This is a genomic window from Bacteroides sp. BFG-637, from assembly GCF_024793605.1.
GTDB classification, from domain to species: domain Bacteria; phylum Bacteroidota; class Bacteroidia; order Bacteroidales; family Bacteroidaceae; genus Bacteroides; species Bacteroides vicugnae.
Map to the genome: position 1 here is coordinate 6207311 of NZ_JANUPD010000002.1, position 16176 is coordinate 6223486.

10 protein-coding genes and 2 pseudogenes are annotated in these 16176 nt (G+C 42.4%); 8 read left to right on the forward strand and 4 right to left on the reverse strand.

Annotated elements, in window-relative coordinates; genetic code table 11:
• Positions 1-16: 16 nt before the first annotated feature.
• The 4 genes and pseudogenes from NXX38_RS24380 to NXX38_RS24395 all read right to left on the reverse strand — a co-directional run bounded on the left by NXX38_RS24380 (position 17) and on the right by NXX38_RS24395 (position 4284).
• Positions 17-2011 carry a carbohydrate-binding domain-containing protein gene (locus NXX38_RS24380; protein WP_258981467.1) on the reverse strand — a complete coding sequence of 665 codons (1995 nt, stop codon included), beginning with the start codon at positions 2009-2011 and terminating at the stop codon, positions 17-19.
• An 18-nt stretch (positions 2012-2029) separates the two neighbouring features.
• A pseudogene (locus tag NXX38_RS24385) lies at positions 2030-2808 on the reverse strand (DUF2490 domain-containing protein).
• A gap of 4 nt (positions 2809-2812) precedes the next feature.
• The gene (locus NXX38_RS24390) at positions 2813-3487 is read right to left on the reverse strand and encodes a DUF4956 domain-containing protein (RefSeq protein ID WP_074637827.1); all 675 of its coding nucleotides are present in this window, start codon (positions 3485-3487) and stop codon (positions 2813-2815) included.
• Between the two features lie 17 nt (positions 3488-3504).
• The gene (locus tag NXX38_RS24395) at positions 3505-4284 is read right to left on the reverse strand and encodes a polyphosphate polymerase domain-containing protein (RefSeq protein ID WP_258981470.1); all 780 of its coding nucleotides are present in this window, start codon (positions 4282-4284) and stop codon (positions 3505-3507) included.
• 1054 nt (positions 4285-5338) lie between these two features.
• On the opposite strand from NXX38_RS24395, the pseudogene NXX38_RS24405 reads away from it, so the two are divergent.
• The 8 genes and pseudogenes from NXX38_RS24405 (at position 5339) to NXX38_RS24440 (ending at position 16171) form a co-directional block, all read left to right on the forward strand.
• Positions 5339-6542, forward strand: a pseudogene (locus tag NXX38_RS24405) (DUF4925 domain-containing protein).
• A 30-nt stretch (positions 6543-6572) separates the two neighbouring features.
• Positions 6573-7886 carry a DUF4925 domain-containing protein gene (locus NXX38_RS24410; RefSeq protein WP_004311757.1) on the forward strand — a complete coding sequence of 438 codons (1314 nt, stop codon included), beginning with the start codon at positions 6573-6575 and terminating at the stop codon, positions 7884-7886.
• An 11-nt stretch (positions 7887-7897) separates the two neighbouring features.
• On the forward strand, positions 7898-10744 hold the full coding sequence (locus NXX38_RS24415; RefSeq protein ID WP_258981475.1) for a TonB-dependent receptor: 2847 nt from the start codon (positions 7898-7900) through the stop codon (positions 10742-10744).
• A gap of 136 nt (positions 10745-10880) precedes the next feature.
• Entirely contained in the window at positions 10881-11561 is a 681-nt protein-coding gene (locus NXX38_RS24420; RefSeq protein ID WP_008651952.1) for a hypothetical protein, read from the forward strand.
• A 39-nt stretch (positions 11562-11600) separates the two neighbouring features.
• Positions 11601-13475 (forward strand): alpha-L-fucosidase, encoded by a 1875-nt coding sequence (locus NXX38_RS24425; RefSeq protein ID WP_258981477.1) that lies wholly within the window; start codon positions 11601-11603, stop codon positions 13473-13475.
• A gap of 8 nt (positions 13476-13483) precedes the next feature.
• A complete protein-coding gene (locus NXX38_RS24430) occupies positions 13484-14014 on the forward strand; it encodes a GNAT family N-acetyltransferase (RefSeq protein WP_074556917.1) in 531 nt (176 codons plus the stop codon).
• Between the two features lie 262 nt (positions 14015-14276).
• On the forward strand, positions 14277-15149 hold the full coding sequence (locus NXX38_RS24435; RefSeq protein ID WP_074556919.1) for an electron transfer flavoprotein subunit beta/FixA family protein: 873 nt from the start codon (positions 14277-14279) through the stop codon (positions 15147-15149).
• 2 nt (positions 15150-15151) lie between these two features.
• Positions 15152-16171: an electron transfer flavoprotein subunit alpha/FixB family protein gene (locus NXX38_RS24440; RefSeq protein ID WP_074556922.1), complete on the forward strand. Its 1020-nt coding sequence runs from the start codon at positions 15152-15154 to the stop codon at positions 16169-16171.
• The last annotated feature ends 5 nt before the right edge of the window (positions 16172-16176 follow it).

Sequence of the window (16176 nt, forward strand, 5' to 3'; positions counted from 1 at the left end):
GACGGTAAACTGCTGTTTACCATCCCCATCCGCCAGGGCCATGTCCGCCGCCTCCACCACCGGGCTGGCCACCGCCGGAAGTGCTGCCAACTTGTGTCACCATCGAACTGGCGGTAAACGTTGCTGCCTGTGTGCCACCGGAATAAGTGGCTCCCGTATATAATCCGAAGAACTCGGAACCACCGGAAACCGCCCCTCCTTTTGAGATGATATAACTACCGCCCGAAGTCAGATTCGGACTGCTGAACAATACCGTCATTTGAGAATAAGCACGGGGAATCTGATAAGTCAGTACATTGGTTCCGTCGGCTGACTGGATATTCAGTATTTCTCCGTTACTTCCCGAACCACCATAGATCACACTGCGTTGCGTACATACACTTGATGTAGGTGTACTTGTTCCTCCTCCAATACCCAGAACAATCCCCCCGGTAATCTTAAAGGTATTCTGATCGCAATCGAATCCGTCTTCGGGAGAAGTAGTACCCGAAGATACGATCACTCCCCCCGTAATGGTCAGCGTACCATTAGAATCAATGCCGTCATTTCCGGAACTATAACAATAAATATTGCCACCATTAAGAACAATGCTGTTGCTTGCATTCATACAGTCATCGTAACAAAGGGCGGCAACCGTACCCTCATTGACAGTCAACACACTTTTACTCTCGATACCTTCACTGCCTTTCCCACCGGTAGCCTTCACAAGCACCGTTCCTCCATTGATTGTCAACGCACCGTCCGCTTTGATTCCTTTTGCCGACGAGTCGAGCTTGCCATACACACACTGCGTACCGGTAGTTATCACTTTCACCGTGCCGTCATTGATGGTAATCGAACCGTCACAGTTGATACCTTTACCGGCTCCACCTGTACTCTGTATGGCGATCTCCCCTCCTGTAATCAGGATATTTCCGTCACATTTAATTCCTGCACACGAACTCAAATCATTGTCTTCATAAAGTGCGGTTTGAGAAGTGAATGCAGTCAGCTTTCCTCCGGAGATGGTCAGGTTACCATCACAGGATATTCCTTTGGAGGCTGCTCCCGCCACTTGTGCCTGAATAGCACCGCCACTGATTACCACATCCAGACAAGATTTCAACCCATGCGCTTTATTGTCCGTTGTAGAGAGTTTGGCAAATCCTCCGGTCATCGTAATTCCTCCCTCTTCACACTGAATAGCATCGCCGTCAGAAGATATATTCAGTATTCCGCCGCCGATAATCACAGATTCATTAGTATGGATTCCGTCTTTTTTGGCCGAAGCTACCGTAATATTACACCCGCTACGGAAACGCACATAATCATCGCTTGTGATGGCATGTTTATAATTTCCAGTAACTGTGAGCGAACCACCACCACTAAAAATAAGCTGTCCCTCACTGAACAGGCAGGCTTTCATATCCTCTCCATCAGTAGTTGCCGTATAAGAAGAACCATCTGTCAACACATTCGTTGTTCCGTCTGCACATACCACGAACACACGTTTGGAAGACTGGATATTAATGGCAGCACCTACCGGATTGAGTATAGACACCCCTGCCAGTGATAATTTGAATTTCTTTTCGCTATATACCTTGAACGAGCCATTCGTAGTAGTCCCGCTCAACACATATTCTACTCCGCTGACTGTAGAATTAACCACGACATGCGCCCCATTGGAAGACACTTCCACTCCTGAAACACCATTGCTTACCGCAGCAGTCGTTCCATTATAGATAATCGTCACCACAGAGGCGAATTGGGAGTTCTCTATAAAATCATCATCGGAAGTAACCGTTTCCGACATGCTTCCATACGCCGTTTTATCACTTTCATCAAAAGCGATTGTAAATCCCAATAAATCTTCCGATCCCTCGGGAATCGTCGGGTTGGGCTGACTGCTTCCTCCACCTCCCGAACCTCCGACCAATATTCCTTCCTGATCGCCGAAATCGAATGATTCCGTCGTACAGTTCACCAACAACAGCAATAAAAGCGGTATCCAAAACAACACAATCCTTTTCATAATTTCTTGTTTTATCTATTAAAACTTAAATGAATATCCTGCACCGATCACATGCCCGTTTGCCTCATCGTCGTCTGCCTTATTTTGATACAGATAATAAAAATCGAGAGCATGTTTCTTACTTAGTTTCCATTCCGTCCCCAATGTCCATCGCAACTTTTCAAAAGCACCAATCTCATTCAACGAATGTGAAAGTTCGCATGAAGTATAAGGAGTAAAAGCACATTTACGTATGTTATATTCCACCTGAAGGCGGGAACGAAGCACATTTTTTCCTTTTCCGCTGATATATTCATCATTCTTCACACTCCCGTCATCACCATCGAATTTGGGAACCGACTGACTGGGACGATAAGTATATTGCCACCGTTCACGAAGGGAAAACGTGAAGCGGCGCCAGTCCACCTTTCCTGTCAATGACAAGTTTACACGATGCTTCGGCTGCCAATATTCGGGGATATAGTTTCCTTTTTTAGTAACCTCCATCGGATGATAATAATGAATAAACATATATCCTGCAGACGCTTTCAGCCAACGAAACATCTTATAGGAAACACCTGCCGAACCCGACCAGCGTTCCACCGTCTGCAATCCGTCTCTTGTACGGAATTCACCTTCCAGAGAAGCATCGAAACCGGAGAATATCTTTTTTTCACTTCCGCACTGGTCCACACGCCGAAGTCATCTCCCTGCGCATGGCTCTTCCCTGCCATACACAACAATAATAAGCAACCAATCAGGTATCTACCTGTCCCCCAGAATCTCTTCTGACTTTCTCTGCCTGACTTATCTTCCATTTTCTTATTCATTTTCTCTAGGTAAGCGGGTCAACGTATCAATCGTATTTATCTCATCTTTCAGCGGTTCATAATAGATTTTCAGCATGGCTGTATCCCGTAAAAAATCGATATGTCCCACTTCCACACGAACAATGTCAAGTCCTGTCCGTTCGCGGAGATCGCGTAATAAGTCCAATTCCCTTTCGGGTTTTATCAGTTCTATTCTATCATATTGAATCAGTTTACAGGAGATATGTTTCAGCCAGCGATTGCTTTCGCAAAGCCATATACTGACAATGAAAAGCAAGTTGGTACATACCAGTTCAGCATAACTGATTTCCACGGCAAGGGCATTGATTACCGAAATAGCAATGATGACAAAAAGATAAGTCATCTCACGCACGGGCATTGACTCGGTCCGATAACGGATGATACCGAAAATGGCAAATAAACCGAGCGCAAAACCTATTTTCAGTTTGACACTTCCCAATAAGAAAATCATCAGGAAAATACTGATACTTATCAGCGTAAAGGTGAAGTAATAATCACGCCGTTTGCTCTTAGGGTAATAAAACAGATGAATAATGCAGGATACCACCAGTAAATTGAAGCAGAATCGCAACAACAATTCCAAGAAACCTGCGCTATCCATCAATGGTGTTTCTATTAATGTAATATCACTTAGTTCATCAAACATATTATTCAGGTTTTATATTAAATATTCATTAGTTGCTTCTTTGCTATCTTCTGTGCCATTCTCAACTTGATCTTAAACCGATTATATTTTAAGTTCCCGGCTGTGAGTACGGTTCCCACACAATATTTACTAATTCCCGAAGGCCGCACATGCAGTTCGCGCAGTATTTCACCGATGGGTGAATAAGTTCTCCCGTCACGTTTCAGTTCTATGATAGCAAGATTTTCCAATCTTGCTTCCGTTCCAGTTATGAGATGATGGAAATGCACACCAGTATCGATGGTCAGACGTTCTGTCATTGCCTTATTCACCAGTGTAATACGATGAAAATGATTTTCCAGTAGAAATTTCAAGGCGGACAACTCATACCAAGCATAATTGCGAAGAAACTCTTCTCCCCCATCCTGACGCAAAGAGTTTACTCCTTGCACCCGAATCCGCTTTTTATCTGTCCGCCCCTTGTTATTCTTATTCTTCACTTCCAGAAAAGTCAGACCGGAAGAGACATACGTCCTTACACGGATCTTCTCACGGATCACTCTTCCGTTTTGATGAGCCAGATACATGGCGTAATCGGGAGTGTCGAGATAGGTAGTGTGATAAGCTATATTTCGCTCCCCCTGCACCTCTTGCACACGATAACAATTACTTGCCCGTTGTAATACGTCCATCAGGGCAGAGAGCGAAACGATATACTTCGTGTCCGTACGGTTCATCAAACGGATGGTACTCATCTCTTCCAAAGAAATGGAGGAGAAAGCGGAAAGTGCGGTGGTTACATTACATGCCTCGTTCATATTCATAAGGGATTAGAGTAGCAAGTGTTACAATACTGTAACAAATGTATGACAGAGAAGCAGAAAAAGGAAAAAAAATCAATGAACGGGGGATTCTTATCGGTGAATCGACTGTATTACAGCAACAAACTGTTCTGTTCTATTTTTAAGATTCTATTATTCAACAGTGGCTATGAATCGAATCAAATAGAAAATAAAATGCATAATCTAGTGCAAGAATATGCATATCACGCCCCTTATTATGCATAAATAAAGGGTAAACAGACCGTTTTTCATTGTATGAAAACGTCCGTTCTTTAAATGCAAGGTATCCTTGGTCGGTGAGGAACGCCTCCTTGCTCACCGACCAAGCTACCGTTCATCGGTGAGGAAGGAGGCGTTGATTGAAATAAGAGTCGTTTCCAAGCTATGTCACTTCTAACTTCGTTAATTTTCAATATAACAAATAGCTATAACATCAGAAAAAAATATTGATTTATTTCAGAATCTGGTAGCAAACAAATACAAACAGCAAGGATTTACTATCAAATCACTGTCTTTTGGGAGAATCCAAAAAGACATTTAAGCTCCTATTTATTTGCTATCCTCATATAGGTTCTAATTAAAGCAAAGAAAATGTATAAAACATCCTATTTTTATGTATAACCCTATTTTAAGCAAACATAGATTTATTTCTTGTAATATTCCAGCGGAGTCCTCTTTACTTTTTTACGGAAGTATTTATTGAAAGTTGTAAAGATGAATATTACATTCTAAACTTTCCGCAAGAGTCAGAAATAGAGAAGAAAAAAAATGAACGGTTTCTCACCTGTGAAAAATAGGAGGAAAACCATTTGCTTTTTTAGAGACCTCTTCATTCTCTTTTTACAGCCATTCTTAAAAGAAGAACAATCGATATTAAAAATAGAACACATTTATTTTTTCATTTTAGGTACTTTTACCGCATACGATTAAAAATAGAACATTAAAATAAAAAAACAGACCTTGACAATAAAGAATTGTTAGTCGAACTTTGCAAAGTTTTATTAAATACGCAATAAAAACAAAAAGCAAAATGAGAAACTTACGAAAACTATCTTATGTAGCTTGCGCAGTATTTTTCTTTACATCATGCGAAGAAACTTACAATGACAAGCTATTTTGGCCAGGAGAAATTAGTCAGGAATATGGCTCGTATATTAAACCATATACGCTAGACCTAACCTACAGCGGAGAGAAATTAATTGGAAAAACTGTCAGCTTCAAGACAGAAGATAGCGAAACGGGAACACTGACGCTGAATAATATAATCCCGGGAGAAAAGGAAACTCCTATCAGTCGCATCCAACTTTATGAGAATGAAAAGAAAGGATATTATACTTTCAGCGGGACCAATATCACAATGGGAGGAGCTACGGTGAAATATGGAAGGAATAATAACTCCGAAAAACATGCAACTATCACTGAACGTAACAATGGCTTATGCCAACTCCATTGCAAACACATATACATTTCCTGCATACTCCCACACAACAGATGGAGAAAGTATCATCCGTAATAGCGGAGCCAGCTACGTGAATATTACTACAAAAGCAGGAGGAGAATCTCTCCAGCCGGTGATTTTACAAATACAGCAAATGGCAACTAATATATTAGATGTGATTTTTCCTTATGTATTGAAGGATATTACATTTGAGAAAAATGGAATTGTCACTGCCAGCTATACTACGAACCCTGTAGACATGAATGAAATTATGGAAGTTGCCAATTCGGGCAAAACTGACGCTGAATTCAAAAGTCTGATCAACAAACGCACTTATGAGTCATCTCCCAAAGGATTGGCCTACTGGAATCAAACAGGCAACAAAGCATTTGTCGTACAACTAAATATCCCTGCCATTGTGTCTCTCATAGCACAAAACAACGGAAAGCAAATTGACTATCAGCTTATCGCAGGAATCAGTGAAGCACTTCTAAAATCTGACCCGGCACGTTTAAAATTAACGTTAAGTGCCATCAATATGATTTTAAACAATGAAATAATCACCTATATTCTTCAATTGGATGATGATACTTTTGCAACTCTGCTCACATGGATGAAAGACGGAATACCAATGGGCATCAACTCAACAAAAGAACATACTTATATCTATTTCAACAAAGAAACTCTCATGCCGTTCATCAGCATCATCGGTAGTTTGCTGGAAACAAATTTAATTGAAGTTGCAGCCCTTTTCGATAAAATGGAAATCGGTATTGACCTCACAGCTAAGAAATAATTCATTTTAATTATCTAATATAAAAGAACAATGAAAAAAATATCTATCCTATTAATAAGCTGCCTTGCCGTAGCGTCTGCATTTTTAACTTCTTGTGATAATGATCACTACGGACCAGAGCCTATAGATGTAACAGCCAATTATTCAAATAAACTATCAAACCCCAATCCGAATCTAATTCTTACCTATAATGGTGAAACAATGATCGGAAAATCAGTAGACTTTAGCACTGTAACAGGAGAAACCGCTATTATTAACTTATATGATATTTTACCAGGAGAAAAAGAAGTAAAAATTATGTCTATCCCCCTTTCTGGAGATGGGCAAGGATATTCTTTTTCAGGAAATAGTATGGGAAATGAGACTTTAAGCTCTTTTAGATACGAAGGACGCGTAATAAAAGGACAGTTAACATTAAATATATCCAATATCAAAATGGGCAATGCAGAATTATGGGCAAATACTTATAAACTACCCACAGTTATTAATGGCATCAAAACGATTGTAGTTGGAGACATGTGGGGAGAAGAATATACATGGCAAGATGTTGACGGACAAGTACTAAATGCATCATGCTATTTTTATGCAGACATAGAAGCTTCAGAAAGTGGAGCCACAACTCAAACATGGGGTAGTGCCATTCAAAACATATTAAGTTATATTTTGCCACAAGTTCTACAAGAAATTACTTTAGGAGCGGACGGGAATGTAACGGCTTCTTATTCAAATGAACCATTGACAGGAGTAGACATGGATATCATTTTTGGATTTCTAGAAAATCCATTAACACAGGATATGATTACTCCTAACATTGTTAACCGTAATTATATTCCATCTCCAAAAGGATTTGCTAATTGGTTCCAAAAAGACGGTAAGTTAATATTAAAATTAAACTTAGCTAATATTATTGCCTCAATATCCAGCGGCAATCAATATATGGATGTCAATATAACCAATGCTATCATTGAAGCTATATCCCAAATGGATGCTATGAAAGTGAAAGAATTGCTAACCACGCTCAATCAAAGTCTAAAAAATGAAACACTTGGATTCCTGCTCAATGTCAATGACACTTCTTTCAAAGCTATTTTCAATTGGTTAACTACCGGAATCCCGATGCAAGTTATTTCAAAAGATGGACATACTTTTATTTACTTAGACAAAGAAGGTTTTACTCCCATAGCCAAATTACTACCAGATCTTAGTCCGCTAATAGTCAGTCTGCTTCCAGAAGATATGCAATCACTGGGAGGAATCATCTCTATATTTTTGAACGGTATATCAGACGCTTTTCTATCACCTGAAAAAATAGAATTTGGTTTGGAAATTGTTCCAAATAAATAAAACAAAAAACAATGAAGAAATTATATATCCTAACAATCCTGTTATGCCTTACCGGTTTCGGAAGCATCTTTGCCCAAACCCTGAAAGGACATATATATGATGCCAAGACCAATGAGCCATTGGTCGGAGCCACCGTCACCTACAAACTTCATGGTAATCAGGGAGTAGTATCCAACATTAACGGAGAATATGAAATCAAACTTCCCGAAGGTGGAGTTGACCTTGTATTCAGCTATGTTGGCTATGATGATGTCTTGATGCCCATCGTTATCAACAAGCGTGAAGTAGTCACCAAAGACGTTTACATGAAAGAAAGCACCAAGCTGCTGGAAGAAGTCGTAGTCAGTGCCGGACGCTTTGAACAGAAGTTGAGTGATGTCACTGTCTCCATGGACGTTGTTAAATCCGGAGATATTGCCCGTCAGGCACCCACGGATATTTCTTCCACTCTCCGCACACTTCCCGGTGTAGACATTGTAGACAAACAACCTTCTATGCGCGGAGGTAGCGGATGGACTTACGGAGTAGGTGCACGCAGCCAAATTCTTGTGGACGGAATGAGCACACTGAATCCGAAAACAGGAGAAATCAACTGGAACACTGTTCCTTTAGAGAACGTAGAACAGGTGGAAGTGATTAAAGGAGCATCTTCCGTACTATATGGCTCATCAGCTTTGAATGGTATTATCAATATCCGTACCGCACGTCCGGGACTGACACCGAAAACACGATTCAGCGCCTATATCGGTGTATATGGTGATGCGGAAAACGACGAATACCAATGGAGCGACAAGAGTTTCTGGAAAGATGATAAATATTCTGTTAAACCGATCCTGCGCGGAAGTCTTCTTAGCGGTATACGGAATCCTATTTACGAAGGATTCGACCTCTCCCATTCCCGCCGTATCGGTAATTTCGATGTCAGCGGAGGAATCAATCTTTTCACTGATGAAGGATACCGCCAACAGGGATACAACAAACGTTTCCGTATGGGAGGGAGCCTCACTTATCATCAGCCCGATATGGGAATGAAACTGTTGAACTATGGTTTCAATGTCGATTTCCTTTCCAATCAATACGGCGACTTCTTCATCTGGCGTTCACCAACGGAAGTGTACAAACCGTCTCCTTTCACCAACATGGGACGTGAAGAGAATAATTTCCATATCGATCCGTTCATCAACTATGTGAATCCGGAAAACGGTACGTCACATAAGATTAAAGGACGTTTCTATTACAGCGCCGACAATATCGTACGCCCTACCCAAGGAACTTCCATCACTGATATTCTGGGAAATATGGGAACTGATGCCAAAACGATACAGAATATAGCCGGTGGCGATTACAGTTCACTCTATCCTGCATTGGTAGGTATCGGTTCCGGACTTGTCAACGGTAATCTGGAAGATGCCATGAACGGAGTGTTCACCTCATTAGGCAATATTTTCCCGAATGCGACGACTGCCGATTATTGCGATCTGATCTCCTGGGTAATGGACAACGGAGTGCCGAGTGACTTGGGAGGACTTGCGAACGGACAGTTACCGAGTGATCTGATTCCGTGGTTATCAAATGTTATCAATCCGTCACGAAACACTCCCAAAACACAGACTGATAAGAACTTCGATTACTATCTCGACTACCAGTTCAATAAGAAATGGGAAGGTGGTGCACAAATCACTACCGGAGTAACCCTGGAACATATCCGCTATGACTCCGCTGTAATGGATGAGGTATACAAAAGTGATAATGTAGCTGCTTTCCTTCAGTACGATCAGCGCTTTTGGGATCGTTTGAGTGTGTCTGCCGGTGTACGTGCCGAATATTATCGGGTGAATAATCATCACCGTGAAGCCGAAACCAAAATTTTCGGAACCAAGGTTCCGTTCCGTCCGGTCTTCCGTGCAGGGTTAAATTATCAGCTGGCTGATTACAGTTTTATCCGTGCCAGCTTCGGACAGGGTTACCGTAATCCGTCTATCAATGAAAAATACCTGCGCAAGGATATTGGTGGGGTTGGCGTCTATCCTAATCTGGACATCAAACCGGAGAAAGGATTTAATGCGGAATTAGGAATTAAGCAAGGATATAAGGTCGGCAATTTCCAGGGTTTTGTGGATGTTGCAGGATTCTATACACAGTATAAAGACATGGTTGAATTCCAGTTCGGACTGTTCAACAATGCCAATTACACAATGATTAATAGCATAGGCGATGCATTTCAGATGCTGACAGATGGCAAAGGTTTCGGCATCGGAGCCCAGTTCCACAATGTATCGAAAGCCCAGATTTACGGAGTAGAAATTTCAACGAACGGCGTGTATAATTTCAATAAGAATACGAAGTTGTTCTATAACTTAGGATATGTATACACGGAGCCACGCGATGCTGACTATCAGGAACGTAATGCAGTAGAGGGGCTTTATACCGATCCTCTTCAGATGAAAGAGAAATCGAACACAGGTAAGTATCTTAAATATCGCCCGAAGCACAGCTTTAAAGCTACAGTAGATTTCCAGTGGAAACGTATCAATGTCGGTGCCAATGTAGCATGGAAGAGCAAAATTCTGGCAGTTGACTATCTGATGTTGGACGAACGCGAGAAACAGCAGAAAGACCTGATGGATTATGTACGTGGCATCCTTTTCGGTTATTCAAAAGGAGAAACACTGGCTACTTACTGGAAAAAACATAATACAGACTATGCTACTGTCGACGTACGCTTCGGAGTAAAAGCCACAAAAGAAGTAGCTTTCCAGTTTATGGTGAACAACCTGTTGAGTAAAGAATACAGCTACCGCCCAATGGCAGTTGCCGCCCCACGTACTTTCGTGCTGAAAATGGACGTCACTTTCTAACTAACTTTCAAGATTCACAATTACTTAAGAAACGGCTGCTCAATACAGCCGTTTTCTTTTTTCTCCTCATCTGTCATCATTTATCTATATATTGTGTATCTTTATCCCCCGAAAACAAGAAGAAATAACCGATAAAATGAAAAAACGAATCCTACTTATTGTCATCCTGTTTTGTACAGCCTTTGCACAGGCACAAGAAGTTTTTGTAACTGCTGATTTTGTAAGCAGTTATATCTGGCGCGGTATAGATAGCGGTAATGCAAGTGTGCAGCCTTCACTCGGCCTCAACTGGAAAGGACTGACTGTTTACGCATGGGGCTCTACCGAATTTCGCGAAAAGAACAATGAAATAGATTTATCACTAGAGTACGAATACAAAAACCTGACTCTTTACGCCAATAACTATTTTACCCAGACAGAAGAAGAACCTTTCAAATACTTCAATTACAGTTCGCACTCTACCGGACACACTTTCGAGGCAGGAGCCGGCTATATGCTTAGCGAAAAGTTCCCATTGTCAGTAAGCTGGTACACTACCTTTGCCGGAAACGATTACCGGGAAAACGGGAAACGTGCCTGGTCCAGTTACTGCGAGTTGAGTTACCCGTTCAGCGTGAAGGATGTAAATATGAATATCGAAGCTGGTTTCACTCCTTGGGAAAGTATGTACTCCGACAAATTCAATGTAGTCAATATCGGATTATCTGCAACAAAAGATATCAAAATAACGTCCAACTTCTCTTTACCCATCTTCGGAAAGCTAATAGCCAACCCTTATGAAGAGCAACTTTATTTTGTAGTTGGAATTACATTGTAGATGATTCTTACATTCAATTATTAACTAATAAACACCCCCATGAAAAAACACTTTCTTATCTTCGCAACAGGTCTCTTTCTACTAAGTGCCTGTAATTCGGTAAAAGCACCGGAAGCTATCTTACCCATTCCCGAAGCCAAACAGGTGGAATGGCAAAAAATGGAAACGTATGCGTTTGTACACTTCGGACTTAACACATTCAACGACCGCGAATGGGGATATGGAGACTCCGATCCTAAAACATTCAACCCTACCCGTCTGGACTGTGAACAATGGGTACAGACATTTGTCAAATCCGGCATGAAAGGAGTGATCCTGACAGCGAAACATCACGATGGATTCTGCCTGTGGCCCACGCAACTGACAGAGTACTGTATCCGCAACACTCCGTACAAAGACGGAAAAGGAGATATTGTTCGCGAACTGTCCGATGCCTGCAAAAAGTATGGCATTAAATTCGCAGTCTATCTCTCTCCCTGGGACAGGCATCAGGCCAATTATGGTTCCCCCGAATATGTAGAATACTTCTATAAACAACTCAACGAATTGCTGACCAACTACGGTGATGTATTTGAAATCTGGTTTGATGGTGCCAACGGTGGAGACGGCTGGTATGGCGGAGCAAAAGACAGCCGTACGATCGACCGCAAAACTTATTATAACTATCCGCGAGCTTACAAGATGATTGATGAGTTACAGCCACAAGCTGTTATCTTCTCGGATGGAGGTCCGGGCTGTCGTTGGGTGGGCAACGAACACGGATTTGCCGGAGCCACCAACTGGTCTTTTCTCCGTGCCGGAGAAGTTTATCCGGGCTATCCCAAGTATCGTGAACTGCAATATGGTCATGCCGACGGTAACCAATGGGTAGCTGCCGAGTGTGATGTTTCCATCCGTCCGGGATGGTTTTATCATCCGGAAGAAGACGACCGTGTGAAAACAGTAGACGAACTGACCGATTTATATTACCGCAGCGTAGGACATAACGCAACGCTATTATTAAACTTCCCGGTAGACCGTGACGGATTGATTCATCCTACTGACTCTGCCAATGCCGTAAACTTCCACCAGAATGTACAAAAACAACTGGCACACAATCTGCTGGCCGGACTCTCTCCCAAAGCATCGGACGAACGCGGAAGAACATTCTCCGCCAAAGCTGTGACCGACGGTGATTATGATACTTATTGGGCTACCAATGACGATGTCATTTCAGCCACTATCGAATTCGATTTACCTCAAGCAGAGAAGATCAACCGTATGATGTTGCAGGAATATATTCCTCTCGGACAACGTGTCAAATCATTCGTTGTAGAATATAACCAGGCAGGCGAATGGATCCCTGTAAAGCTCAATGAGGAGACTACCACTATCGGATATAAACGGCTCCTTCGTTTCGAAACAATCACTACGGATAAGATTCGTGTCCGCTTCACAAATTCACGGGCTTGTCTCTGTATTAATAACATTGAAGGATATTATGCAGGAGAGACTTCGGATACATACACAGCAAAAGCTACAGAACTGAAAAGCTACCCGTTCACTCTTGTTGGAGTAGACGTGGAGGAAGCACAGAAAGGTATGGATAAGAACGACCAGACCACCTGTTTCATCAATGGAAATACACTATTGATTGACTTGGGAGAAGAACGCACGATTACCTCATTCCACTATCTCCCCGACCAAAGTGAATATAATAAAGGGTTGATCGCGGCTTATGAAATCTCTGTAGGCATGGACAGCAATGCGGTCAATCAGGTAGTAGCCAAAGATGAATTTTCCAATATAAAGAGCAATCCGATTTTGCAATCGGTTTACTTTACTCCGGTCAAGGCTCGCTATATTCAGTTGAAAGCAACACGGATGATACATGACGGTGAACCGATGGGGTTAGCTGAAATTGGGATAAAATAATAGATGATATGGTACAGAAAACAGGAATTATCGTGCAGAAGAAAAACTATACTCTCCGTACCTGGCAAACCGAAGATGCAGCATCATTAGCCAAATATCTCAATAACAAGAATATTTGGGATAACTGCCGTGACGGTCTCCCCTATCCTTATAGTCAGGAAGATGCTAAAGTTTTTCTCGCTATGATACAAGCAAAAGAAAATATTCATGATTTCTGCATTGAAGTAAATGGAGAAGCAGTCGGAAGTATCGGTTTTGTACCCGCTACGGATGTAGAACGTTTTAGTGCAGAAGCAGGCTACTGGATTGGAGAACCTTTCTGGAATCAGGGAATCGTAACTGATGCTTTGAAAGAAGCCATCAACTATTATTTCGAACACACTGATAAAGTACGTGTATTCGCAGTCGTATTTGAGCATAACTCCCCATCCATGCGTGTATTAGAGAAAGTGGGATTCACGAAAGTAGGAATTATGCAAAAAGCTATTTTCAAGAATGATAATTTCACGAACGCACATTATTACGAACTTATCAAATAATCCGGAATTCATCAACAGTCTGCCGGACAATCCGGCAGACTGCCCATAAACACCTTGCCAACCCTGAATGAAATCTATAAAAACCTTCCTCTTTTGCTCAAAAATCTTAAACCTGTGCATTTTTTACTCGGATTTCTTGTCAGAACCAAGTGTTTGAGTAAATTTGCAAGCTGATAGTTAACCGGATAGTTTAGATAGCAAGAGATTACTACTTGACTACTGGCTGCTAACTTGTAGAAATACTAATACTAAAATTTATAGCATGAGTTTGAAAATTGTTGTATTGGCAAAACAAGTTCCCGACACACGTAACGTCGGGAAAGATGCCATGAAAGCCGACGGGACAATTAACCGCGCGGCACTTCCCGCTATCTTCAACCCCGAAGACCTGAATGCCCTCGAGCAAGCTCTTCGACTGAAAGATGCTCATCCAGGCTCTACCGTAACTATCCTGACAATGGGACCGGGACGGGCAGCCGACATTATTCGTGAAGGACTTTTCCGTGGTGCAGATAACGGTTACTTGCTGACCGACCGTGCTTTCGCTGGTGCAGACACACTGGCTACGTCTTACGCACTGGCTACTGCCATCCGCAAAATCGGTGATTGTGACATTATTATCGGCGGTCGTCAGGCTATCGACGGTGATACGGCGCAAGTAGGTCCGCAGGTAGCAGAGAAACTGGGATTGACGCAGATCACATACGCAGAAGAAATTCTGGAAGTGGGCGATGGTAAAATCAAAGTGAAACGTCACATCGACGGTGGCGTAGAAACTGTAGAAGGTCCGCTGCCCATCGTGATTACCGTAAACGGTTCTGCAGCTCCCTGCCGTCCGCGCAATGCAAAATTGGTTCAAAAATACAAACATGCCAAGACTGTAACCGAAAAGCAGCAAGGCAACCTTGATTATACCGATTTGTATGACAAGCGTGATTATCTGAATCTGCCAGAATGGAGTGTAGCCGACGTAAACGGTGACCTTGCGCAATGCGGTCTGTCCGGTTCGCCGACCAAAGTGAAAGCCATCCAGAACATCGTGTTCCAGGCTAAAGAGAGCAAAACCATCAGCGGCAGCGACCGTGACGTGGAAGACCTGATTGTTGAACTATTAGCTAACCACACCATCGGATAATCATGAATAACTTATTTGTATATTGCGAAATAGAAGAAGGTAACGTTGCAGACGTTAGCCTCGAACTTCTGACCAAAGGTCGTTCGTTAGCCAACCAGTTGAACTGTCAGCTCGAAGCTGTAGTTGCCGGCAGCGGCCTCAAAGATATTGAAAAACAAATCCTTCCTTATGGAGTAGATAAACTTCACGTTTTCGACGGTGAAGGACTTTACCCTTATACATCACTTCCCCACACAGCTATCCTGGTGAACCTCTTCAAAGAAGAGCAACCGCAAATCTGTTTGATGGGTGCTACCGTTATCGGTCGTGACCTCGGTCCGCGCGTTTCTTCTGCCCTGACCAGCGGATTGACTGCCGACTGTACTTCACTTGAAATCGGTGACCACGAAGACAAAAAAGAAGGTAAGACTTATAAGAACCTGTTGTACCAAATCCGTCCGGCATTCGGCGGTAACATCGTTGCTACGATTGTGAACCCGGAACACCGTCCGCAGATGGCAACCGTTCGCGAAGGTGTGATGAAGAAAGAAATCCTCTCTCCGACTTATCAGGGAGAAGTGATCCGTCACGACGTGAAAAAATATGTAGCTGACACAGACTACGTAGTGAAAGTGATCGAACGCCACGTAGAAAAGGCCAAGAACAACCTGAAAGGTTCCCCGATTATCGTAGCCGGTGGTTACGGTGTAGGTTCGAAAGAAAACTTCGACCTGCTGTTCGACCTCGCTAAAGAACTTCACGCAGAAGTAGGTGCCAGCCGTGCAGCTGTTGACGCAGGTTTCGCAGACCATGATCGCCAGATCGGACAAACAGGTGTCACCGTTCGTCCGAAACTCTACATCGCTTGCGGTATCTCCGGACAAATTCAGCATATCGCCGGTATGCAGGAAAGTGGTATCATCATCTCCATCAACAACGATCCGGATGCTCCGATCAATACGATTGCCGATTACGTAATCAACGGAAGTATTGAAGAAGTTGTGCCGAAGATGATTAAGTATTATAAACAAAATAGCAAGTAAGGAAA